General features: G+C 53.8%; 22 protein-coding genes. 9 read left to right on the plus strand and 13 right to left on the minus strand.

The genetic code is table 11. The features are described from left to right. Positions 1–12: 12 nt before the first annotated feature. The 4 genes from GH984_RS01780 to GH984_RS01795 are packed head-to-tail and all read right to left on the minus strand — an operon-like array spanning position 13 to position 5,455. The gene (locus tag GH984_RS01780) at positions 13–1,182 is read right to left on the minus strand and encodes a phosphoglycerate dehydrogenase (RefSeq protein WP_153718489.1); all 1,170 of its coding nucleotides are present in this window, start codon (positions 1,180–1,182) and stop codon (positions 13–15) included. 8 nt (positions 1,183–1,190) lie between these two features. After that, entirely contained in the window at positions 1,191–2,273 is a 1,083-nt protein-coding gene (serC, locus tag GH984_RS01785) for a 3-phosphoserine/phosphohydroxythreonine transaminase (protein ID WP_153718490.1), read from the minus strand. 52 nt (positions 2,274–2,325) lie between these two features. Then, a complete protein-coding gene (gyrA, locus tag GH984_RS01790; protein WP_153718491.1) occupies positions 2,326–4,881 on the minus strand; it encodes a DNA gyrase subunit A in 2,556 nt (851 codons plus the stop codon). A gap of 7 nt (positions 4,882–4,888) precedes the next feature. Further along, positions 4,889–5,455, minus strand: a complete 567-nt coding sequence (locus GH984_RS01795) for a peptidylprolyl isomerase (protein ID WP_153718492.1) — start codon at positions 5,453–5,455, stop codon at positions 4,889–4,891. Positions 5,456–5,511: 56 nt separating this feature from the next. On the opposite strand from GH984_RS01795, the gene GH984_RS01800 reads away from it, so the two are divergent. The 6 genes from GH984_RS01800 to GH984_RS01825 are packed head-to-tail and all read left to right on the plus strand — an operon-like array spanning position 5,512 to position 10,316. Continuing rightward, the gene (locus GH984_RS01800; RefSeq protein WP_153718493.1) at positions 5,512–6,828 is read left to right on the plus strand and encodes a TRZ/ATZ family hydrolase; all 1,317 of its coding nucleotides are present in this window, start codon (positions 5,512–5,514) and stop codon (positions 6,826–6,828) included. Then, positions 6,825–7,535 (plus strand): bifunctional 2-polyprenyl-6-hydroxyphenol methylase/3-demethylubiquinol 3-O-methyltransferase UbiG, encoded by a 711-nt coding sequence (gene ubiG / locus GH984_RS01805; protein ID WP_153718494.1) that lies wholly within the window; start codon positions 6,825–6,827, stop codon positions 7,533–7,535. Before GH984_RS01800 ends, ubiG begins: the two co-directional genes overlap by 4 nt. Continuing rightward, a complete protein-coding gene (locus GH984_RS01810) occupies positions 7,535–8,206 on the plus strand; it encodes an HAD family hydrolase (protein WP_153718495.1) in 672 nt (223 codons plus the stop codon). Before ubiG ends, GH984_RS01810 begins: the two co-directional genes overlap by 1 nt. Continuing rightward, complete coding sequence (locus GH984_RS01815; RefSeq protein WP_153718496.1) at positions 8,196–9,065, plus strand: squalene/phytoene synthase family protein; 870 nt, start codon at positions 8,196–8,198, stop codon at positions 9,063–9,065. Before GH984_RS01810 ends, GH984_RS01815 begins: the two co-directional genes overlap by 11 nt. Beyond that, entirely contained in the window at positions 9,062–9,820 is a 759-nt protein-coding gene (locus GH984_RS01820; RefSeq protein ID WP_153718497.1) for an SDR family NAD(P)-dependent oxidoreductase, read from the plus strand. The genes GH984_RS01815 and GH984_RS01820 overlap by 4 nt, the downstream gene beginning before the upstream one ends. A gap of 22 nt (positions 9,821–9,842) precedes the next feature. Next, the gene (locus GH984_RS01825; protein ID WP_153718498.1) at positions 9,843–10,316 is read left to right on the plus strand and encodes a YbhB/YbcL family Raf kinase inhibitor-like protein; all 474 of its coding nucleotides are present in this window, start codon (positions 9,843–9,845) and stop codon (positions 10,314–10,316) included. Here GH984_RS01825 and rluB read toward each other — a convergent pair. From rluB to GH984_RS01850, 5 genes are read right to left on the minus strand one after another with little or no spacing between them, the layout of a single operon-like run. Next, positions 10,304–11,080 (minus strand): 23S rRNA pseudouridine(2605) synthase RluB, encoded by a 777-nt coding sequence (gene rluB, locus GH984_RS01830; protein ID WP_153718499.1) that lies wholly within the window; start codon positions 11,078–11,080, stop codon positions 10,304–10,306. The two genes, GH984_RS01825 and rluB, sit on opposite strands and share 13 nt — an antisense overlap. After that, positions 11,070–11,651: an SMC-Scp complex subunit ScpB gene (gene scpB / locus GH984_RS01835; protein WP_153718500.1), complete on the minus strand. Its 582-nt coding sequence runs from the start codon at positions 11,649–11,651 to the stop codon at positions 11,070–11,072. Before scpB ends, rluB begins: the two co-directional genes overlap by 11 nt. Continuing rightward, complete coding sequence (locus tag GH984_RS01840; protein ID WP_153718501.1) at positions 11,648–12,427, minus strand: segregation and condensation protein A; 780 nt, start codon at positions 12,425–12,427, stop codon at positions 11,648–11,650. The genes scpB and GH984_RS01840 overlap by 4 nt, the downstream gene beginning before the upstream one ends. 3 nt (positions 12,428–12,430) lie before the next feature. Further along, a complete protein-coding gene (locus tag GH984_RS01845; RefSeq protein WP_153718758.1) occupies positions 12,431–13,627 on the minus strand; it encodes a tryptophan--tRNA ligase in 1,197 nt (398 codons plus the stop codon). A 41-nt stretch (positions 13,628–13,668) separates the two neighbouring features. Further along, entirely contained in the window at positions 13,669–14,292 is a 624-nt protein-coding gene (locus GH984_RS01850) for an L-threonylcarbamoyladenylate synthase (RefSeq protein ID WP_153718502.1), read from the minus strand. A 62-nt stretch (positions 14,293–14,354) separates the two neighbouring features. Here GH984_RS01850 and GH984_RS01855 point away from each other — a divergent pair, with 62 nt between their 5' ends. From GH984_RS01855 to GH984_RS01865, 3 genes are read left to right on the plus strand one after another with little or no spacing between them, the layout of a single operon-like run. Continuing rightward, positions 14,355–14,654, plus strand: a complete 300-nt coding sequence (locus tag GH984_RS01855) for a YciI family protein (RefSeq protein WP_153718503.1) — start codon at positions 14,355–14,357, stop codon at positions 14,652–14,654. Beyond that, the gene (locus GH984_RS01860; protein WP_153718504.1) at positions 14,651–14,920 is read left to right on the plus strand and encodes a BolA family protein; all 270 of its coding nucleotides are present in this window, start codon (positions 14,651–14,653) and stop codon (positions 14,918–14,920) included. Before GH984_RS01855 ends, GH984_RS01860 begins: the two co-directional genes overlap by 4 nt. A 10-nt stretch (positions 14,921–14,930) precedes the next feature. Beyond that, entirely contained in the window at positions 14,931–15,725 is a 795-nt protein-coding gene (locus GH984_RS01865) for a peptidylprolyl isomerase (protein WP_153718505.1), read from the plus strand. Here GH984_RS01865 and ligA read toward each other — a convergent pair. From ligA to GH984_RS01885, 4 genes are read right to left on the minus strand one after another with little or no spacing between them, the layout of a single operon-like run. Next, positions 15,708–17,732 (minus strand): NAD-dependent DNA ligase LigA, encoded by a 2,025-nt coding sequence (gene ligA / locus GH984_RS01870; protein ID WP_153718506.1) that lies wholly within the window; start codon positions 17,730–17,732, stop codon positions 15,708–15,710. The genes GH984_RS01865 and ligA overlap by 18 nt on opposite strands. Before the next feature lie 3 nt (positions 17,733–17,735). After that, the gene (locus tag GH984_RS01875) at positions 17,736–18,512 is read right to left on the minus strand and encodes a cell division protein ZipA (protein ID WP_153718507.1); all 777 of its coding nucleotides are present in this window, start codon (positions 18,510–18,512) and stop codon (positions 17,736–17,738) included. Between the two features lie 49 nt (positions 18,513–18,561). Further along, on the minus strand, positions 18,562–22,074 hold the full coding sequence (smc, locus tag GH984_RS01880) for a chromosome segregation protein SMC (protein ID WP_153718508.1): 3,513 nt from the start codon (positions 22,072–22,074) through the stop codon (positions 18,562–18,564). 34 nt (positions 22,075–22,108) lie between these two features. Further along, positions 22,109–23,950 carry a sigma-54-dependent Fis family transcriptional regulator gene (locus tag GH984_RS01885; protein WP_172973134.1) on the minus strand — a complete coding sequence of 614 codons (1,842 nt, stop codon included), beginning with the start codon at positions 23,948–23,950 and terminating at the stop codon, positions 22,109–22,111. Positions 23,951–24,030 lie beyond the last annotated feature (80 nt).

A 24,030-nucleotide genomic window follows, 5' to 3' on the forward strand; every position in this document is an offset into this window, starting at 1 on the left:
TGCCCTCCGCGTTTATTCGATCACCCGGACGGCCAAGACACCCTCCGTGGATTTTAATTTAGCCACGATATCCGATGGTACATGACCATCGACGTCAACCACACTATAGGCTAAATCACCCAGCGATTTATTAAACATATCCGCAATGTTTAAGTTTGCCTCCGCTAACGAGGTGGAAATCTGGCCCAGCATATTTGGCACGTTGGCATTCGCAACTGTTAATCGGTCGCCACTGCCATTACGCGGCAAAATGAGTTCGGGGAAGTTTACCGCGTTAATTATATTGCCGGTTTCAAGGTAATCTTTGACCTGCTCAGCCGCCATAATGGCGCAATTTTCTTGTGCCTCGTTTGTGGAGGCGCCAATATGCGGCAAACAAATGACTTTGGAATTATTTTTAAATATTTCTGCAGGAAAATCACAGATATACCGAGCCAACCGCCCATTTTCCAAAGACTGAACAACGGCAGCCTGATCAACAATGCCGGCCCGCGCAAAGTTCAACAGCACAAGCCCCTCTTTGGCAGCCGCTAAGCGCCCCGCATTCACCAGCCCACGAGTATCGTCAGTCTCAGGGATATGCAGAGTTAGCACATCCGCTGCGGCAAAAACCTCGTCTACACTATGTGCCCGGCGAACGCCTGCCTCGAGCTGCCATGCACTGCGCACAGTAATTTTTGGATCGTAGCCAATAACCCGCATACCCAAAGCACACGCCGCATTAGCAACATTCACGCCAATTGCGCCCAAGCCAATAATGCCCAAGGTACGCCCGGGCAGCTCAAACCCCGTGAAGCGCTTTTTCTCAGCCTCTGCCTGTTGATTCAAGCTGGCATCATCGCCTGTGAGCGCCTCTGAAAACGCCCATGCTTCGCAAATGTTTCTTGCCGCCAAAAAAATACCGGCAATAACCAGTTCTTTAACGGCATTAGCGTTTGCGCCAGGCGCGTTAAATACCGGAATACCGCGTGCGCTCATGGCATCTACAGGCACATTATTGACGCCCGCACCGGCCCGACCCACTGCTTTAAGGGAGTCAGGAATCGGCCATTCATGCAACTTTTCTGAGCGCAGTAATACCGCATCAGGTGCGGCAATTTCCGAAGAAACCTCAAAGCGATCTCGGGGTAGGCGATCTAGCCCCTTAGCGGAGATATTATTGAAAGTCCGAATTTTATACATCGTTATCCTTAGCCGTGCTGCTTTTCAAATGTCTGCATGAAATCAACTAACGCTTCAACACCCGCCTCAGGCATTGCGTTGTAGATACTTGCGCGCATTCCACCTACCGAGCGATGCCCTTTTAGGGTATGCAAACCAGCGGCAGCCGCTTCATCAAGAAATGTTTTATCCAAATCTGAGTTGGCCAAAACAAATGGCACATTCATCCAAGATCTAGCGCTTGGTTCTACTGGGTTATGATAGAACGACGAGCTATCAATCGCGTTGTAAAGCCGCTTCGCTTTTCGCTCATTACGCTCGCCAACAGCTGCTAACCCGCCTTGGGCCTTGAGCCACTGAAAAACCAACCCGGCGATATACCAGCTATAGGTTGCTGGCGTATTTAACATCGAATCGGCCTCTGCCTGCGCTTTGTAATGCCACACCGAAGGGGTGTCTGGTTGGGCGCGATCCAGCAGATCTTCTCGAACAATCACCACCACCAAACCGGCAGGGCCAAAGTTCTTTTGAGCACCTGCATAAATTAGCCCAAAGCGCGACACATCGATGGGACGTGACAAAAAGGTGGACGACATATCACAGACCAATGGCGCGTGCTCCACCGACGGTATGGTTGGAAACTCCACACCGGTAATGGTTTCATTTGCGCAGTAGTGAAAATAGGCCGCTTCAGGATCACACTGCCAGATGGACTCAGCCGGAATACCCAGCAAGTCTTTGTTATCGCTTTGCGCGACCACGTTCACACCAATCGTTTGCTTAGCCTCAGCAATCGCCTTTTTCGACCAACTGCCCGTATTGATGTAATCCGCGCTACGCTTATCACCTATCAGGTTTTTAGGAATAGCCGAAAACTGTCCTGTGGCACCGCCCTGCAGGAATAACACCTTGTATCCAGCAGGTACTTGCAACAGATCCCGTAGGTCCTGCTCTGCCCTGGCTGCAATCTCAACAAAAGCTTTACCCCGGTGACTCATCTCCATCACCGACATGCCAGTGCCCTGCCAGTCGAGCATTTCTTCTGCCGCTTGAGATAACACCGACTCCGGCAACATCGCTGGGCCGGCACTAAAATTAAAAATACGCGCCATTGCGATCTCCGCTTAACAACTTTTTACGAAATCCGAAAGGAAAGACGAGGGATTATTCCTCGTCTTCGAGGTCTTCTGCGCCCTCTTCCAGCGCTTCTATACGCGCCAAACCGACTAATTTTTCACCTTTGCCGAGGCTGATCAGCTTGACGCCTTGTGTATTGCGCCCCAGCACCGAAATTTCTGCCGCCCTCGTGCGCACGAGCGTGCCGCCATTGGTGATCAGCATAATTTCGTCATCTTCTGCCACTTGGACAGCGCCTACCACAGGTCCGTTGCGGTCTGAGGTTTGTATGCCGATAACGCCCATTCCGCCACGGCCACGCAGTGGATAGTCTGACACGGCTGTACATTTACCAAACCCGTTTTCGGTAACGGTAAGCACATGGCCTTCGGTCAAAATCAGGCATTGTATGACTGCTTGGTCTGCCGTTAGACGCACACCGCGCACGCCTGCTGCCGTACGGCCCATCGGGCGAACGGCCGATTCGTTGAATCGCAACGCCTTACCGGCATTGGTCAGCATCATGATCTCGGATTGCCCGTTGGTAATGCCAACATTCACAAGCCCATCTTCATCGCCTAGGTTAACGGCGATAATGCCCGTCGACCGAGGCCGTGAGAAATGAGACAAAGGCGTCTTTTTAACTGTGCCGCGCCGGGTTGCCATAAAGACGTAGTGATCTCCCGAAAACTCGCTGACGGGCAGCACCGCGTTAATGCGCTCGTTTTCTTCAAGAGGCAGCAGATTAACAATCGGCTTACCTTGTGCACCACGACTGCCCTGCGGCAATTCATAAACTTTCAGCCAATAGACTTTGCCGCGGCTAGAGAAGCACAACAGCGTGTCATGCGTATTGGCTACCCACAGCTTATCGATAAAGTCTTCGTTACGTATCCGCGTGGCAGATTTGCCTTTGCCGCCGCGCCGCTGAGCTTGGTAATCATCGAGCGGCTGAATTTTTGCATAGCCGTTATGTGAGAGCGTTACCACCACATCTTGCGGTTTAATGAGATCTTCGATGGTGAGATCAAGCCGATGCTCGAGAATTTCTGAACGCCGATCATCTCCATAGCGATCCCGCACATCAATAAGCTCTTCACGAATGACTTCCATCAACCGCTCACTACTACCCAAAATGGCCAGCAGCTCCTGAATGGCATCGAGAATCTCTCGATACTCTTCAACAATACGATCTTGCTCTAAACCGGTCAGACGGTGCAGGCGTAGGTCTAAAATAGCCTGCGCCTGCGTTTCGGTTAATCGGTACCCGCCATCAACCAATCCCATTTGCGCATCGATATGCTCTGGACGTGATGCCTCAGCACCCGCTCGGGAGAGCATGTCGCTTACCACACCGGGTGCCCAAACTTTCTCGACTAACGCGGCTTTGGCATCTGCAGCAGTGGGGGAAGACTTAATCAGCGCAATGACTTCATCAATATTCGCTAAAGCGACCGCAAGGCCCTCAAGCACGTGTGCCCGATCGCGCGCACGGCGTAACTCATAAACCGTACGCCGCGTGACCACTTCACGCCGGTGGCCGATAAACGCTTCAAGAATATCTTTTAAGTTGTGCTGCTTAGGTTGCCCTTCATGCAGCGCCACCATGTTGATTCCAAATACGGTCTCAAGCTGGGTGTGCTGATAAAGGTTATTGAGAATCACTTCTGGCACGTCACCGTGCCGCAGCTCAATCACAACGCGTATGCCGTCTTTATCCGACTCATCGCGCAGCTCAGTGATGCCCTCAAGGCGCTTTTCTTTGACCAAATCGGCAATTTTTTCAAGCAAACGAGCCTTGTTGACCTGATAAGGCAGCTCATCTACCACAATACTGGCCCGGCCCGTACGCTCATTTTCTTCAAAATGGCATCGCGCGCGCATGACCATGCGGCCGCGGCCGGTTCGATAAGCCTCTCGTATGCCTTCAACCCCATTGATAATGCCGCGCGTGGGCAAATCAGGGCCTGGGATAAACTGCATTAACGCTTCGATATCCAGAGAATCATCATCAATTAGCGCAACACACGCATTTACCACTTCGCGCAAGTTATGCGGCGGCACATTGGTGGCCATGCCCACGGCAATGCCCGCGCCACCATTCACCAAAAAGTTGGGTACCCGTGCCGGTAGCACCTGTGGTTCTGTTTCTGAACCATCATAGTTATCGGCAAAATCGACCGTTTCTTTATCGATATCTGCCAGCAGCTCATGGGCGATACGTGACATACGGACTTCGGTATAGCGCATTGCCGCTGCGTTATCGCCATCAATCGATCCAAAGTTGCCTTGGCCGTCTACCAACGGATAACGCATCGAAAAATCCTGCGCCATGCGCACAATGGTGTCGTAAACGGCAGAATCACCATGCGGATGGTACTTACCGATAACATCACCCACCACACGAGCGGATTTTTTATAGGGCTTATTCCAATCGTTGCCAAGCTCACGCATGGCATGCAACACACGTCGATGCACCGGCTTTAAGCCGTCTCGAACATCTGGTAAAGCACGGCCAACAATGACGCTCATTGCGTAGTCCAAATAGGACTGACGCATTTCGTCCTCTAGGTTAACCGGGAGGATTTCCTTAGCAACACTCATTTTGCGATTATAGCACGACGCGTTGTGCGCGCGTGACTACCACCGGCTCAACCGGCACATCGGCCATACCGCCTCGGCGCGCCGTTTCGCCAGCCGCAATTTCATCAATTACTTCCATGCCTTCAACAACTCGGCCGAACACCGCGTAACCAAAATCACGCTCTCCGTGATCCAAGAAAGCATTTGCAGCTAGGTTTACAAAAAATTGGGTGGTTGCACTATCACGCACCTGCGTTCTTGCCATAGACAGCGTGCCCCGCTCATTTTTTAAACCATTATCTGCCTCATTCACAATCGGCGGATTAGTAGGCTTTTGAACCATGTCAGGAGTAAATCCACCACCCTGAATCACAAACCCAGGAATCACGCGGTGGAAAATCGTACCGTCATAAAATCCGGCATCCACATATTCCAAAAAGTTTTCAACCGTGATGGGTGCCGCCTCGGCAAACAGCTCGATATGCACATCACCGGCGCTCGTTTCAAACACGACCTGCGGATTGCCCGACTCCGCACCAGCCACCCCAGCACTCAGGCTGGCGGCCAACGCAAGACCAATGGAAACATGCTTCATCACTTTCTCCTGATACTGAGCTTTGGATTAAACGCGAATTGTCGCACACTACGGGAATGGATGAAGTGGATCTCATTATTCACCCCGAGTGGATTATCCCTGTCGAGCCAGCTCAAACGGTGCTCGAGGACCACTCACTGGCAATCCATCAGGGCCAAATTCTAGCCATCGCGCCCCCATCTGAGATGGCTCAAACCTATACAGCAAAGGCTGAACACCACCTACCCGGACAGGTGGTATTGCCCGGATTAATCAACGCACATACACATGCGGCGATGACGCTTTTACGAGGGTTTGCAGACGACCTCCCGTTAATGACATGGCTCACCGAGCATATTTGGCCTGCCGAGCAGGCCCATGTGGGCGAAGCGTTTGTGCACGCTGGCAGTGAGTTGGCTATCTTAGAAATGCTGCGCGGCGGAATCACCTGCTTCAACGATATGTATTTCTTTCCCGAAGCAACGGCCAATGCGGCTGCCAAGGCGGGGGTTCGCGCTAGCGTGGGTATGATTTTAATTGATTTCCCAACGGCTTATGCCAATGGACCCGAAGAGTATTTGGCAAAGGGTCAGGCCTTGCATAGCCAATGGGCCGGGCACCCATTAATTGACACCACCATGGCGCCCCATGCGCCTTATACGGTGAGCGAAAAAAATCTAGTGCGCGCCGCAGAAATTGCGGAGGCACTGAATCGGCGGTTTCACATCCATGTTCATGAAACGGCAGCGGAAGTAGAACGGCACCTAACCACGCAGGGCGATCGGCCATTAATGCGATTAGATGCGCTTGGCCTTATCAACTCTAACCTGCTAGCTGTGCACATGACTCAACTCTCAGAGCGAGAACGCGATCGACTTGCCGCAACCGGAGCCCATGTCATCCATTGTCCTGAAGCCAATATGAAACTCGCTAGCGGCTTTTGCCCCGTTGCCGATTTAGCGGATCGAGGTGTACACCTGGCGCTCGGTACAGACGGCGCAGCCAGCAATAATGACCTTGATCTTCTGAGTGAGATGCGCACCGCCGCGCTCATTGCAAAGGGGGTTAGCGGCAATGCTGCCGCATTACCAGCGTGGCAGGCCATTGAAATAGCAACCCTAGGCGGTGCCAAGGCACTGGGTCGCGATCATGAGATCGGTAGTTTAAAAGTTGGCAAAGCAGCCGATCTGATTAGCCTAGACCTAACCCAACCCGAATCCACACCACTACACCAAGTGCCCTCTCAGGTTGTGTATGCAGCAAGCCGCCAGCAAATAAAGCATGTATGGATTAACGGCGCACATGTCCTCAATGAGCGTGCGGCGACGACCTTAGATCAGACAGCAATTTTGGCGCGAGCAACTGAGTGGCGTGATAAACTTCAAAAACGATGAAACGGCCTAACGTAGACTCCGCTGAAATCGCCCAATTTGATGCCCATGCAGACGCTTGGTGGGACCCTGAAGGTCCGTTTGCACCATTACACGCCATTAATCCACTCAGACTGGAATATATCAAACAGCACTGCGGCACCTTGCAAGGCAAAGCAGTGCTTGACGTAGGGTGTGGTGGTGGTCTTTTAGCCGAGGCCATGGCCGAAGAAGGGGCTAAGGTTACCGGCATTGACCTGGCCGAAGATAGCCTTGCGGCGGCTCAACAACATGCCAGCGAGCACAACCATCAGATTAACTATCAATGCATTGCAGCAGAGGCTTTAGCTGAAGAGGCACCCGCTCAGTGGGATATCGTGACCTGCCTCGAAATGCTCGAGCACGTGCCCAATCCCGCCGCAATTGTTCAAGCCTGCGGACAGCTCGTCAAACCGGGCGGCAAGCTCTTCTTTTCTACCCTAAACCGCACACCTAAGGCCTGGATGCATGCAATCGTTGGGGCAGAATATTTATTGAAACTATTGCCACGGGGTACGCACGATCACTCCGCATTTATCACCCCGGCAGAACTCGATCGATGGGCACGAACCGCAGAACTACAACTGCTCGATATAACTGGGTTGCATTACCACCCACTGACGCGTCAATACACGTTGGGCGACGGCGTCGAGGTCAACTATCTGTGCGTTTACAAAAAGGCGGGTGCCTAATGCCAGTACGCCCCCTTGCCCGCGCAGTACTGCTTGACCTTGATGGCACGCTTTTTGATACCGGCCCCGACCTGGTTGATGCGCTAAATGCCCTACGCCATGAACAAGATCTGTTGCCGCTTCCCGCAAGCGAATTTGCCAACGCCGTTGGCCACGGCAGCGTTCCGATGATTGCGCGTGGTTTTAACCTACGACCCAACCATCCAAAATTTGAACCCCTTCGAGAACGATTTTTAGCGCTTTATCATGAACGCGTCAGTGAACGAACACGCCCTTATGAAGGCATGGAAACGCTGCTCGAAGCCCTAGAGAACAATGGTGTGCTGTGGGGTATTGTGACTAACAAACCCGGCTGGCTAACCCGCCCATTAATTGCTGCGCTGGGCTACGATGAACGCCCGGCCTGCGTCATTACCGGTGAAGATACGGCACTTCGCAAACCCCACCCATTTCAGGTGCTTGAAGGTTGTAGAAGACTAAAAATGCAACCCAAAGACTGTGTGATCGTTGGCGATGCGGAACGAGACATTCAGGCCGGTCGTCGCGCGGGCACCCTGACACTGGCAGCGCTGTATGGCTATGTCTGTGGCGATGATCATCCTGAAAATTGGGGCGCGGATGGCCTGATTTATCATCCAACTGAGACGCTGCGCTGGCTACATGGATCCTGAAACTTACTGTCGTAATAAGGCAGCGCCCGAGGGCTCTAGCCTGCACTATGCACTGCTCTTCGCCCCCCAAGATCAGCGTCAGGGCCTTGCCGCCTTAGCGGCATTAAGGGCAGAAATCTTAGAAGTGCCCCGTGAAGTCAGTGATGCCGGCATTGGTGCAGTCAAACTGACCTGGTGGCAAGAAGAACTACAGCGGTTAGCAGAAGGCAACCCACGGCATCCGGTTACCCAGGCATTGGCGCCCTCCATTGATCAGCATGCATTGCCGCTTGACGGGCTTAACGAGCTGATCGAGGCGGCACGGATGGATCTAGAATATGGCAGTTACCCCACGCTTCGGGAGCTCACCTTATACTGTCATCGAGCCGGTGGAAGCATTGCTGAACTGACATGGCGAATGGGCGGTTCAACAGGCACTGAGGCGGCGGCTTTCGCGCACGATCTTTCGATCGGACTTGAGTTAACCCGCATGCTACGCCACCTACGCCGCGACCTGATTGCTGGCCGGTGCTACATCCCGGCCGATGAACTATCAATTCGAGGCGTTACGACTGAGCAAATACTCAGCGAGCCAGAAGCGGAAGTCACCCAATCTGTTCTCGCTCAGCAAGCGCGTCGGGCGCGTCAGTTTTTAGATAGCGCCATCACTCAGCTACAACCACAAGAGCGCCAACCGCTGCGCTATGGGCTCATTCTAGCCGTGCTCTATCGTGAGCTTTTGCTGCGTATTGAACAAGACGGCATCCCCGTGTTGTCGCGTCAGCATCACCTAACCCCTTTACGTAAATTATGGATGGCATGGAAAACGGCCAATTGGCCGCACCGTGTTGCCGCTTCACCGTCAGGACCAGCATCATGATTGAAGATATTCCCAAACAGCCAGACGACGCCCCCATCGAAAGCAGGCTTAACGGGCAGCGCATTCTAATCACGGGCGCGGCTGCTGGATTGGGCCTTACGCTGGCTCAACGTGCCGCTGCGGAGGGCGCTACCGTCATCCTGCTCGATAAGAATCTACCCGGCCTAGAAAAAGCTTTTGACCAAATTAAAGAAGCGGGCGGCGTCGAGCCAGCCCTCTACCCCCTAGATCTTCTCGGTGCTCAACCCGATGATTATTGGGAGCTAGCAGAGCGAGTTGAAACGCAAATGGGTGGGCTTGATTGGCTCATCAACAATGCCGCAGAGCTTGGGCAAACGGCACCGATTGCATTACAAGACCCGCAACAATGGCTGCACACCCTACAAACCAACCTGAACGGGCCCTTTTTATTAACCCAGTGCTGCCTTCGGTTACTCCAGCAAAGTCAGGGCAAAATCGCGTTTATTTCGGATGCGTCGGGCCGTGAAGGCAAGGCAGCCATGGGCGCCTACGGGGTCAGCAAGTTTGCGGTTGAGGGCCTCATGGCCACATTAGCGGCAGAAGCATCGACCGCGAATCCGATCACCAGCTGCAGCATTGACCCCGGCCCAATGCGGACAGCGTTACGCCGACAGGCGTATGCTGGCGAGATGGCAAGTGAGGTACCAGCAACGGATGGCGTTGCCGCTGCGATTATCAAGTTGCTTGACCCAAGCCACTCCGTGGTTAATGGTACCCAATACCGAATAATTTGAATTCAGGAGCAAAAAGAAGAGTATGGGATTCGCGCTATCAAACCTTCAGGTAAAAAGCAGCGCTTTTGAACCGCACCAAACTATCCCCACCCGCTTTACCGGTGATGGGGATGATATCGCTCCACCGCTTCAATGGGAGTCTGTGCCGGACGGCACCCAAGGGTTTGCTGTTTTTTGCCACGATCCGGATGCACCACTGGTTAGCCCCGGTAGCTACGGGTTTGTTCACTGGGTTTATTACAATATTCCCGGTCATATCCGTGGACTGGATGAGGCTGACACAGCTTGGACCAGCGGCATTAGTGATTTTGGCCGGCAGGCGTATGGAGGGCCGATGCCCCCTGAAGGCCATGGTCTGCACCACTACTACTTCTGGGTGCTTGCCCTAGATCAGGCCTTAACCTTAGAGCCAGGGTTATCGCTGTGGCAATTTCTTGATCAGGTTGAGCCGCATGTCATTGGCATGAATCGGTTAATCGGCACTTATGAGCGCTGATGAGAGCGTGGGCGGGGTGGCGCTTCCATCCCTACCAAATTCAGCAAATGCCGAATTTCACCGCCCGTTAAGCGATGCACTTGCCCCTCACGCAACCCGGGGGGCATGGGCACCGGGCCATACTGAACCCGCATCAACCGACTGACCTGTACACCTTGAGATTCCCAGAGTCTGCGCACGAGCCGATTTCGGCCTTCACGCAGGCGAACGCGGTACCAACCATTAGCGGCTCGCCCTTCATCCAGCGGCAAAATTGACTCGAACGCCGCGCGCCCATCCTCCAAATCCACACCGGTCTGCAGCCGTTGGATCATTTCAGGCCCAACGGGCCCATAGATCCTTACCGCATAATCACGAATTAAGTGATACCGGGGATGCATCAGCCGATTGGCGAGCTCTCCATCTGTTGTTAGCAACAGCAAGCCGGAGGTATTGATATCCAATCTTCCCACCGCAATCCAGCGGCCATTTTCAAGCTTCGGCAACCGTGTAAAGACCGTTTTCCGCTGCTCCGGGTCATGCCGAGTCACAAGCTCACCAACCGGTTTATGATAGGCCACAACCTGCCGATGCACCGGCTCTAAAGCCTGTTTAGCCAACATTTTTCCATCAACACTCAAACGTGCCGTATTGCTGACCCGATCGCCAAGCGTGGCGACAACGCCATCAACCTTGACACGCCCTGCCTCGATATAACGCTCCATCTCACGGCGTGACCCTAATCCTGCTCGCGCCAGCACTTTTTGAATTTTTTCACCGTCCATCATTCGCCTCCGGTGGTTCTAGGTCCAGCTCTGGATGTTCAGGACCCGGCTCACCAAGCTCGATAAGACTCGGCAAATCAGCAAGACTGGCAAGATTAAAGTAATCAAGAAAAGCTCTGGTTGTGGCGTAAACGCCTGGGCGCCCCGGTGCATCACGATGCCCTGCCACCCGAATCCAACCTCGCTCTTGCAAGGTACGCATGATTCCAGTGCTCAACGCCACACCGCGAATTTCTTCTATCTCACCCCGTGTGACTGGCTGGCGATACGCAATAATGGCCAGTGTCTCTAATATCGCTCGCGAGTAGCGGCTAGGCTTTTCCTCCCACAACCGAGAGACCCACGGAGATAAAGACTCGGGCACTTGTAACCGATAACCACTCGCCACCCGCTGAAGTGATACACCCCGATCTGAGAGCTGAGATTCTAATGCCGCTAAAGCCCGCTCAAGCTCAGCGATACTCGGGCGTTCGTCATCGCTAAAGACCGCCTGCAGCTGCTCCATAGAAAGGGCTTCACCGGCAGCAAGCAGCACAGCTTCTAAAATGTTCTCAAGACTCGGTTGGCTCAATGCTCTGCTCTCACATGCAAGGGGGCAAAAGGTTCAGTTTGGACTAACTCAATTAACGAGGCCTTTAACAACTCGAGGATAGCAAGAAAGGTAACGACTACGCCGGCTCGGCCTTCCTCGGGTCTTAACAATGCTGATAACGGTAAGAACTGCTGACTATGCAGTCGCTCTAGCGTCTCGCTCATGCGCTCACGAACTGACAGGGCTTCGCGTTGTATTTGGTGATGACTGAACATCTGTACCCGATCTAGGCTCTCTGCAAGCGCCGCCAACAGCTCATCAAGCAAAACATCCGGCTCACGACGCTGAACATCGAGCGGCGGCAGTTGAGCCGAAGCCACAAAAAGATCTCGAGCGAGCCTAGGCAGTTGATCAAGCTGATCACCCGCCGCTTTAAATTGCTCGTACTCCTGTAATCGGCGCACTAACTCTGCGCGCGGATCTCGCTCTTCATCATCTAAATCTGCGGGTGGTCGCGGCAGCAACATGCGCGACTTAATTTCGGCTAGCATCGCGGCCATCACCAGATACTCCGCCGCCAACTCTAAGCGTAGATCTTTCATTAATTCGACATAGCCCATGTACTGGCGTGTGATTTCAGCAATCGGGATGTCTAAAATATCGAGGTTCTGCCGACGAATCAGGTACAACAACAGATCTAGCGGCCCTTCAAACGCCTCAAGAAAAACCTCTAAGGCATCGGGCGGGATATATAAATCACGCGGTAGTTTGGCAAAGGGCTCTCCCTGAACCCGTGCGATAACATCAATATCCATTAGTTAGCGATAACTCAGGCCAATTGCCGAGCGAACTTCCTGCATAGTTGAACGGGCAACCTCTTGTGCATGCTCACAGCCACTCGAAATAATCTGCCGCACCTGCTCAGGGTCTGCCTCAAGGGCCTCAGCACGCTCACGAATCGGCGCCACCTCAGCTTGAACGGCCTCAATGAGTGGACGCTTACAGTCAATGCACCCAATGCCCGCCGACCGGCAGCCTTGTTGAACCCAATCTTGAGTGTCCTCACTCGAATAAACACGATGCAGATCGAAGACCGGGCATTTTTCAGGCTCGCCAGGATCACTCCGCCTGACCCTTGCAGGATCTGTCGGCATCGTGCGAATCTTCTGCTCAATCGCCTCATCACTTTCACGCAATGAAATGGCATTGCCGTAGGATTTGGACATTTTTCGTCCATCGAGGCCAGGCATTCGCGCAGCAGGCGTCAACAACGCTTCAGGCTCGGTCAGCACGGTGCGGCCACCGCCTTCTAAGTACCCTTGCAGACGCTCGGCATCTGCCATCGTCAAATTGTGTTGATCTTCAATTAATGCTTGACCCTCCGCCAAGGCCTCCAAATCACCTGCTTCTTGATAACGCCGCCGCAGCTCACGATAGAGTCGAGCCGCCTTTTTGCCCATCTTATCGATCGCGGTTTCGGCCCGCGCCTCGAAATCGGGCTCCCGCCCAAATAAATAGTTAAACCGCCGGGCCAGCTCGCGCGTTAACTCCACATGAGAGACCTGATCTTCGCCAACCGGCACGCCACTTGCGCCGTAGACCAAGATATCGGCACTTTGCAGCACGGGGTAGCCTAAAAACCCATAAGTAGCGAGATCCCGCTCACGCAACTGCTGAATTTGATCCTTATACGTAGGCACGCGCTCTAGCCAACCCAGCGGCGTAATCATCGATAAGAGCAAATGCAGCTCAGCATGCTCCATGACTCGTGACTGTATGAATAAGGTCGATAAGTTGGGGTTCACCCCGCAGGCCAGCCAGTCCACAACCATATCCCACACATTGCGCGAAATGATCTCACGCTCCTCATAGACGGTGGTGAGCGCATGCCAATCAGCAACAAAGAAAAAACAATCATGCGTTTCCTGAAGCTTCACCCAGTTGCGAAGAACGCCATGATAGTGCCCCAAGTGCAAACGCCCAGTGGGCCGCATACCAGAGAGCACTCGGTCCATACGATTTATCGGCTTGTTCAATACATCCTCCGCATCAGAATTCAGGACTCAAAAAACTGCGCATCACCAGCCCCGTGACGCAACACGACCGGCGCACCTTCCGAGAAATCAACGACGGTACTGGGCTCGTGGCCACCGGCCACGCCCGCTAGCACAGCATCAACTCGCCCGCCAAGGGCGTCCATCATATCGGATGGTTCGGTTAAAGGCAGCGTTTCATCAGGTAATAACAGCGTACTGGTCATCATGGGCTCACCCCACTCTTCCAATAGCATCATTGCAATTGGATTTTCCGGCACCTGAATAGCAATCGTCTTTTTGCGAGGATGCTGAAGCCGACGCGGCACCTCAGCCGTGGCTCGAAGCACGAAGGTAAAGGGGCCCGGCGTATGGGCCTTTAGCAGGCGAAAAGCTGAATTATCAACCCGGGCGTAGGTTCCAATTTCTGAAAGGTCACGGCAAGCTAGCGTAAAGTTATGACGATTTCCTAACTGGCGAATCGCTCGTATTCGGTCGATGGCGTCTTTATCTCCCATGGCACACCCGAGTGCGTAGGTTGAACATCCGGGGTAGACGATGACGCCCCCATCACGGAGAATCTCGACCGCACGTCTAACCAAACGACGTTGAGGGTTTTCAGGATGGACTTCAAGAAATTGGGTCATATCACCTCCAGCGTGCAATTTTAAAGACATGGTAGCGTTTAATGGCAACCTGAGGTAAATCGATGTATTACGCCATCATTGGTACAGACAACCCTGACAGCTTACCGCTGCGGCAAAAAACTCGGCCAGACCACCTGACTCGGGTAGAAGCTCTGAAAGCAGAGGGCCGTCTGTTAGTCGCCGGGCCATTCCCCGCAATTGAAAACGAGGACCCTGGCCCCGCCGGTTTTACGGGCAGCTTAATTGTGGCTGAGTTTGACTCGCTTCAGGCTGCAAAAGATTGGGCGGACGATGACCCGTACACAAAGGCGGGGGTTTATGCGTCGGTTACCGTTAAACCATTCCGCAAAGTCATGCCATGAACCGATCGGAAATGATCCGCTCTCGTATCGAGGCCGCTATTAACATTACCGACCTGCTGGTGCGTGACGACAGTCACTTACATGCCGGGCATGCGGGGGCCCAAGCCGGCGGTGGTCATTTTTATGTGCGTGTGGTGAGCCCCGACTTTACCGATCTCACACCAATCGCTCGTCATCGGCTGATCTATCAAGCAATGGGCGATGCCATGCGCAATGATTGCATTCATGCACTGAGTATCGATGCCCTGACTCCAGAAGAAACTTAAAGAGGTTTTCATGAAACGCGTTTTCCCTTCCACATTAGCTGTTGCCTTGCTTACCCTGCTATTTGTTATGGCACCTGCGCAGGCTCAAACCGTGTTGGCAGAAGTAAATGGTGAGCCCATCACCGAGCTGCAACTTAATCAAATTATTGCGCAACAAACCCAAGGCGGCGGTAATGTCCCGCCGGCCCAACGCGAGCAGTTTTTAGAAGAAGTCATTAACCTGACCGTACTGGCACAAGCCGCTGCCGAACAGGGCTTAGGGGATGATCCTGCGCTACAGGCGCAACTAGAAAATACCCGTCGTACCGCTTTAGCACAGGCATTTGTTCGCACGCTCTCAACCAGCGAGCCAATCTCAGAGGCGGCCCTGACCGAGCGCTATGAGGCCGAGTACGGAGACGGTCAACTTGAGTACCGGGCCAGTCACATTTTGGTAGAAGATCGCAGCCAAGCAGAAGAGCTCATTCGCCAAATTCAGGAGGAGCAAGCTGAGTTTGCCGAGCTAGCCGCGGAGTTCTCGCGTGATGGTAGCGCAGCTAATGGCGGCGATCTTGGGTGGTTTGCACCCACCGACATGGTTGCCCCCTTCAGCGAAGCCGTACAGCAAATCGAAGTTAGCGAAATCAGCCAGTCGCCGGTTGAAACGCAATTTGGCTGGCATATCATTCGCGTGGACGAAGTGCGCGAGCGTGAGGCACCGCCCATCGAAGAGGTGCAAAGCGAGCTGAGAATGGCGATTGTCAACGAACGGATTCAGCGATCGCTGGATGAGTTACGTGAAGCCGCCTCAGTGAGCTACGAGTAACGCCTCAAAAGCAGCCTCATCAAGCAGGGGAACACCGAGTTCCTCTGCTTTCTTTTGTTTTGAGCCTGGCGAATCGCCAACCACCACATAATCGGTTTTCTTAGATACACTCGACGTTACCTTGCCACCCAAAGCCTCCAAGCGGGCTTGAGCCTCATCTCGAGTATAGGTCTGCAAACTGCCTGTCAAAACAAACGTTTTGCCGGCCAATGGTAAATCTTCTGCGGCCGAAAGACCTTCCGCCTCCGTCCAATGCACACCCGCAGCGCGCAATGATTCAATAACTTCGCGATTATGCGGTTCCGCAAAAAAACCATGTACAGATTGAGCAACTACCGGCCCGATGTCGCGCACCTCACTCAATGTCTCCTCATCTGCTGCCATCAACCGATCTAAACTGCCAAATTGCTGGGCTAAGGATTTTGCAGTGACTTCCCCTACTTGACTGATGCCCAAGGCATAAAGAAATCGTGCCAACGTTGTTGTTTTCGATTTCTCAATGGCGTTCAGCAAATTCTGGCTGGATTTCTCGCCCATTCGATCCATGCCGCGAAGGTCAACTAAGCTTAATTGATACAGATCAGACACCGTTTTAATCCGTTCGCTATCGACCAGTTGATCAATCAGCTTCTCACCGAGGCCATCGATATCCATTGCCTTGCGCGAGACGTAGTGTTCAATGGCGCCCTTGCGCTGCGCCGGGCAAAAGAGACCAGCCAGGCAGCGATGGGCTGCCTCATCGTCCAAGCGAACGATTTCCGAACCGCAAGCAGGACAGTGACTCACCATTTGCCAGGGTTCACTGCCTGGGGGCCGTTTAGACTCCACCACACCCACGATTTCAGGAATCACATCTCCAGCGCGTCTGACCATCACGGTATCGTTTGGGCGCACATCCTTGCGATGCACCTCATCAAGGTTGTGCAACGTCGCCCGACTAACCACCACGCCGCCAACCGATACTGGCGTGAGCTCAGCAACCGGCGTTATCACACCCGTCCGGCCCACTGAAACGCTGATCGATTCGATGACCGTTGTTGCCTCACGCGCCGGCAATTTGTGAGCGATTGCCCAGCGCGGTGCCCTGGCCGTAGACCCTAAAGTATTCCAAACGCCGCGATCGTTTACTTTGTAAACCGCCCCATCAATCTCATAATCCAGATCATCGCGATCGCGAATAAGCCGTTCATAGAATGACTCGCACCCCGAGACTCCCGCCACACATTCCACCCGTTCATTGATACGAAAACCCCAGGCTCTGAGTTGATCAAGTACGCCATAATGCGTCTCGGGCAATGGATCCGTGGACGCACCCACACCAAAGGCAAACAAGGTGAGCGGGCGTTTTGCGGTGAGGCGTGAGTCAAGCTGACGCATACTGCCCGCCGCGGCGTTGCGCGGATTTGCAAAGGGGCGCTCATTGGCAGCTAAACGCTGTTGATTAAGCCGCTCAAAGTCTTTCAGCCGAATCACAATTTCGCCGCGTATCTCGATGCTTTTTGGCGGGTTTTCACTTCTTAGCTGTAGCGGGACCGAGCCAATTGTTCGTGCGTTTGCGGTGACTTCTTCGCCCACCTCACCGTCTCCGCGAGTTGCCGCTAGCACGAGAACGCCGTTTTCATAACGCAAATTGACTGACAACCCATCGAGTTTGGGCTCAGCCACATAGTCGACCGCGGCAACATCGAGCTGATCGCGAATTCGCTGATCGAATTCCGATAAGTCATCCTGCGTAAAAGCATTAGCAAGCGAGCGCATAGGCTCAAGATGTTCAGAGGCGGGGAATTCACTTGCAGGCGGGGCGCCTACACGCTGAGTCGGTGAGCTGGGGGTGATTAGCTCGGGATGTTCTGATTCCAGCGCCTGCAGCTCATGCAGCAAGGCATCGTACTCACTATCGGATACCTCAGGCTGATCGAGCACGTAGTATTGATGGTTGTGATGCTCCAGCTGCTCGCGCAGCGCGCTAGCACGCGCCTGTGCAGCCAACGGTGAACTATCCGTCATTCCTCAAGAGCTCCGTCGGTCTGCCAACTGACTCCTCCGCCGGTACTCAAGTAACTCTTCACGCATGTGCTCGATGGATTGCGCGTTAAGATCACACCGCCGTCCATCCAATAACTGCCCACCTAATCGCTCCACAATTGTTCGCGCGGTTGCAAGCATCTGCTCAAACGTTGATGGGCCGTCAAACGGCCCCGGTAGCTGCATAATCATCACAACCCCGGGCGTCATTTGCTCAGCAAGTCGTGCTTGCTCGAATGTTCCCGGCTCTAAGATATTGGCAATCGTGTAGGCAGCAACCGTTCCTGCATCGGTATCGATCCCCCGCCTAAATACACCCTGCTCCGTTAACCTCAACCCACAGTCTTCAGCCACCTCGGCTAAAGCATCGCCCGCATATTGAACGCCCTTAGGCGCCATCACGGTCAGAACGATCACTTTCTCCTCACCTTCAAAGACCGGATCAGCGGCCGGCGCAGGCTCGAGGTCGGGCTGAGGCTCATCGTCTAGGCCTAAGTCCAATTCCCAATCGGGTTCCGGTTCGGGTTCAGGTTCGGGGGCGGGTTCAAATTCGGTATCATCGAGTCGGGTAACCCGAACTTCTCCGACAATACCGTCATCACCATACAGCGCGTCCGGTTCTATCCTATCGCTGTCTTCCGCGCTCTTACGCCGCCACTGAGGCCAGCCTTTTTCGCGAATAGTCTGCCAACTTCCGTGGACATAGACGCCGATAATGATGAGCGCACCCAGCCCCAGCAAAATCCATCGTAATTGGTCCATGCTCAACCCCGCCGTTTACTTCCGGCAAATTGTACCGGTAAATGATCCATTAGGTCTCCGCTTCTGCTTCCGCCAGCGTCAAGGCCTCTGCAACATCAACAGCAACAAGCCGTGAGACGCCAGGTTCAGCCATCGTAACGCCCGCCAAATGCGTTGCCGCTTCCATGGTGGTCTTATTATGCGTGATGACAATAAATTGCACACGGGATGACATTTCGCGAAGCAAGTCACAAAAACGACCCACATTAGCCTCATCAAGCGGTGCATCCACCTCATCTAACATACAAAACGGCGCTGGATTTAGTTCAAAAATCGCAAAAACCAGAGAGACAGCCGTGAGTGCTTTTTCACCGCCTGATAATAAATGAATATTGGTGATTCGCTTACCCGGCGGTCGCGCCATAATGGTGATACCGGTTTCTAGCAGGTCATCTTCGGTCATCTCTAAATAGGCCTGCCCACCGCCGAATAACCGCGGGAATAATCGTTGCAGGCCCACATTAACCTTTTCAAACGTTTCTTTAAATCGAGTTCGGGTTTCACGATCAATTTTTTGAATCGCATCCTGCAGCGTGTCGAGTGCCTCGGTTAAGTCGGCATACTGCTCATCAAGATAGGTTTTACGCTCTGCCAGCGCTTGATGCTCGTCAATGGCCGCCAGATTAATTGGCCCAAGCCGACGAATCCGGTTATCCAAGCGTTCTAATTCCGTTTGCCAACCTGCTTCCGTCGCCGTTTCTGGCAACGTATCGATCACCTGCTCAACAGCAACATCAAATCCGCCCAACTGCTCCTGTAACGCATTTCGACGTGCTTCAATTTCATAATCACGAAAACGGGCTGTCTCCGCGGATTCCCGCAACGCGCTTACCCCTTGCTCAGCTTCCGCGCGCTTTTGATCCAGCGACCTGATACCGGCATCTGCCTCACCTAAGCGCTGACGCGCTGCGGTGAGCTCCGCTTCTACCTCAACGCGTTTTGCCAGTAAGGTTTGGCGCTCATGTTCTAAATCATCATCAGAGCCAGACACCGTCTCAAGCGCTTGTCCAAGCTCGGCATTACGGGCCTCAAACTGATCCTGACTACGTTGTAAACGAGCAATTGCTTGCTCAATGGATGCAGCAGCGGTCTGTGCGCCCTCTAACCGTAGACTGGCCTCTTGCTGCCGCTGCCTCAGCTGATCAAGCGCTTGCCGATCAGCGTCCAGCAGGGCTTCTGCTTCATCCCGCTGAGTCACGGCTGTCTCAGCGGCCGCCTCGGCGGCGTCGCGATCCTGCATCGCCTGATCCAGTGCTGAGCGCGATTCCGTTACCGCACGCTGGCCGCCCTCGATGGCTTCTAACAGATCCGCACGCTCTTCGGTCAAAGACTCACGCTGCCGCTCAACCTCTGTAATGCGATCAGCCACGGCTTGTTGTTTGGCAGCGCAGGTTGCCAACTCCTCGCCAACCTTTGCCAGAACCGTCTGTGCCTCAGCCCGCTCAGCCTCACACTGTGTGATAGCGCGCTGGGCCGCCTCTAATCTTTCTTTGGCCGCAGCAATTGCCTGCTCATGGGTTTGGAGCTGCGCGGTTAAGGCTTTGATTTCACGACGACGCTCAAGCACACCCGCCTCAACCCCATCATCCGCCGCAAATACTCTCGCCCAATGATGCCCAAACCAGCGCCCCTCAGGCGTAATCACAGAATGTCCACTCGGCAAGCTGGTTAAGAGTGTCTGCGCCTCAGCATCTGTTTCAGCCACGTGGACAGAAGCTAAGAGTGATGTCAGGGGCAGTTTCGTTTTGATTTTAGCCAATAACGCCGTGGGTTCTGGCGCTGTTGGTTGCGTTACAGCTTCGATGAACATGGCGCGCCCGCGTGGCAAGGCTACGCCTTTTTCCAGTAAACCCGCGTTACTGTCAGTCACAACAGCTTGTAGCGCGTCCGCCAGCGCGATTTCTACCGCACGCTCCCAGCCTGGCTCTACGCTCAGGTGTTCAACCACTTTTTCTGGCTGCTTCACACCGAGCGAGCGCACCCATTCAGTTACCTGCTCATCAGCACCTAGCGCTGATTCCTGCAAAGTTTCTAGCGAGGTTAAACGCGCCGCGGTGGCCGCGCGCTCCGCTTTTGCTTGATCAAGTTGTTCATTGGCGGCCTGCGCCTCCCGCTTGGCGTCTTCAAGCTTGCCATTGATGCGCTCCAGCGATTCACTTTGGGCGCTACGCTGCGCCTCTAGCGCTTCGGCTTCTGCACGATAAACGGCTTGCTCCTCTTCAGCCTCACTTTGCGCCAACTGAGCCAGTGTTTCTGCAAGCCGCTCTCGGCGGCGATTTTGCTCGTACAGGCGATCTTCTAATTGTTCGATTCGTGCGCCTTCAACTTGTGCGCTACGCTCAGCGTTTGCTCGCTGCTGGGCGTAGTTAGCACATTCTGCACGCAAACGTTCCACCTCTTTTTGGCGCGCTTTCAGTTGCTCTTCAGCGGTTGTGATGTCTGCTTCAAGCGTTAATTTCTCTGGCTCAATCGCCGCAACGCGCGATAAGAAAAGATCTTTCTTTTCAATATCCTCTCGCATTTCCTTAGCAATTCTTTCGAGCTCGATCTGATTACGTTCCAGTTCCTTTTGGCTGGTTTCACGCAGCTCGCGGCGATGCGCAATCGCTTGTTCAGCGCGCGCGATATCCGCACCAATTTGATAGTACTGCCCTTGAATCGTATTGACCTGCTCGCTGTCTTCAACATGCCGTGCCCGCATCACTTCTAAGTCGCGCTCAACACGCCGCTGATCTGCCAAGCGCGCCTCTAAAGCGGTATTACGCTCGGCCAGCTCGGCGGCTAGTGCGGTGCGCTCGGCATCAATAGCCTGTATGCGCAACACCAAAAGCTCTGCTTGGCGCTGGCGCTCCTCCGCTTTTAACGTTCGGTATTTTTCGGCGGTTTCGGCCTGGCGAGAAAGTTTTTCGAGTTGGCTTGCAACTTCGCCACGCACATCCTCTAAGCGTTCTAGGTTTTCTCGTGTATCGCGCATGCGGCGCTCAGTTTCACGCCGACGCTCTTTATACAGGCTGATGCCGGCCGCCTCTTCGAGATACCCTCTTAACTCCTCAGGACGGGCTTCAATGAGTCGTGAAATCGTGCCCTGCTCGATAATCGAATAGCTCCGAGGGCCCAGTCCAGTACCCAAAAAGACCTCAGTCACATCCCGTCGCCGACAACGTGTTCCATTAAGGTAATAAACCGACTGTCCGTCTCGATTCACCTGACGCCGGACGGAAATTTCGCTATAGGCCGCATACTGGCCCCCAAGCGTGCCATCTGTGTTGTCAAAAAGCAGCTCAATACTCGCCTGCCCAACTGGCTTACGCGTACCAGAGCCACTGAAGATCACATCGGCCATCGATCCGCCGCGCAAATGCTTAGCGGAGCTTTCTCCCATGACCCATCGAACCGCATCAATGATATTGGATTTGCCGCAGCCGTTCGGGCCCACAATGGCCGTGATTGACGCCGGGAAAGGCACCGGTGTTGCGTCGACAAACGACTTGAATCCACTTAACCGAATTTTTGATAGCCGCATGACAACGGGAGATCCGACTGTTTAAAACAAGCCGCTAACTTACCGGTTTTTCGCGCATCTTTAAATCAGCAGATTGCAACCGTCTATACAGCGTACTTCGACTGACGCCCAGTTCTCTGGCAGCGGCACTAAAGTTGCCGCCATGTCGGGCAATGGCATCTGCCATCAATTCAGACTCTCGACTTTTTAACGTGGGTTGGCGGTTAGCTGGCATGGGCAAATCAGCCACATCGAGTTGGTTTGCGCTTGACCTCAATGCCATTGCCGTTCGCAGGACATTATCGAGCTCTCGTAGGTTTCCGGGCCAGTGATGAGCAAGGAGCTGCCCCATCGCTGCCTTGCTCACTAAAACCCCAGGGTCGATTTCAGCAACCATTCGTTGAATCAATGCCCTCAGATCACCTCGTTGCCGCAGCGGTGGAAGACTGATATTTAAACCACAAAGGCGATAGAACAAATCACTCCTAAACCGCCCCTCCTCAACTAAGCTCGCCAAATGTTGATGAGTGGCGCTTAGAAGCAAAAAATTCACAGGTCGCGGCGTCGTACCACCTACCGGAACGACCTCACGCTCCTGCAGTACCCTAAGCAAGCGGGTTTGAAGCTCAAGCGGCATATCTCCCACTTCATCCAAAAACAAAATCCCGCCATCCGCTTCAACCAACCGACCGGGCGCACCGTCTCGATTCGCACCGGTAAAAGCCCCGGGGGTATATCCAAAAAGCTCTGCCTCAGCGAGTGTTTCAGGAATTGCAGCGCAATTCACCGTAATCAAGGGTTTGTCAGAGCGCGAACTACGCTTATGAACCGCGCGTACCAACCATTCTTTACCGGTGCCCGTTTCTCCTTCAATTAAGACGGGGATGTTTTGCTCTACCACTCGCAGGGCGCGCCGTCCCGCCTCGGCAATGCGAAAGTCGCCCACCTGCAATTCAGCGAATGATTCGTCAATTTGCTTTAGCGGCGGCTTAATTTCGGGAACGATAAATGGTGTCAGCGGCTTATCTTTGCCCGCCACAAGTGCGTGAACCAAAAGCCCATAGGTTGTTTTAATCGGCACTAAGTGCCCAAACAAGCTCGCCAACAAATCGCCCGATAGCTCAAAATAATCAGTAATCGGTGTCCCTGCACGTGCTGTTTTAAAGTGCGCGTGCGCAACGGCATTCATTGCCAAAAGATGACCTGAGGCAGAAATTACGGCAATCCCTTCACCCAGCGTACCGACTAATTCAGGCCGGGCATGGAATCGCAAATAAAAAGCGTCGGGAAACTCAGCCATAAGCATCCGGTTTTCGATCATACGGGCGCCCATACGCACTAATCCAAGCGCATGTAATTGCCTGGCCGGCTGGTCACCAGAGACATCTAAGAGCCCAACAATCGTCCCCGCAGCGTTCCGAATCGGCGTTGCAGCACAGGTTAAAAAGGTATTGCAGGCAAGAAAATGCTCCGCCCCATGAACGGAGGCGCATCGCCCTTCTGTCAAGGCGAGCCCAATTGCATTGGTACCACGATCCGCCTCACCCCAACAGGCCCCAGGACGCAGGGCAACCGACTGGCTTCGCTCCCGAAACGCAGGGTCTCCTTGACGCTCGAGAATAACACCATTCGCGTCCGCTAAAAGTACCGCACTGTTGGTTCCGGCAATTTGACAGTAAAGGTTTTCAAGCTCAGGTAATGCGACCGTAATGAGTTGCTCATTCGCCTCGCGAAGCAGGCGCAATGCGGTTGCATCAAGCATTGCATCTGACATTGTTACATGGGGCTGCAAACCGGCCTCACGGCTCCGCGACCAAGACGCAGCAAGACCAGCCGTTGCGCCGGCTACCTCATCCGAGGCATCCAGCAGCGAATGCCTTACCGTTTTATTCTCCATCTCTGCCTCCTCCGAAGTGTTGCAATCTGCAACACCCCCTGTATCGGCATAGGACAACGCAACAGCCATGTCGCGAAGTC

Origin of the sequence: Spiribacter salilacus (genome assembly GCF_009649225.1) — a bacterium.
In the GTDB taxonomy this organism is placed as follows: domain Bacteria; phylum Pseudomonadota; class Gammaproteobacteria; order Nitrococcales; family Nitrococcaceae; genus Spiribacter; species Spiribacter salilacus.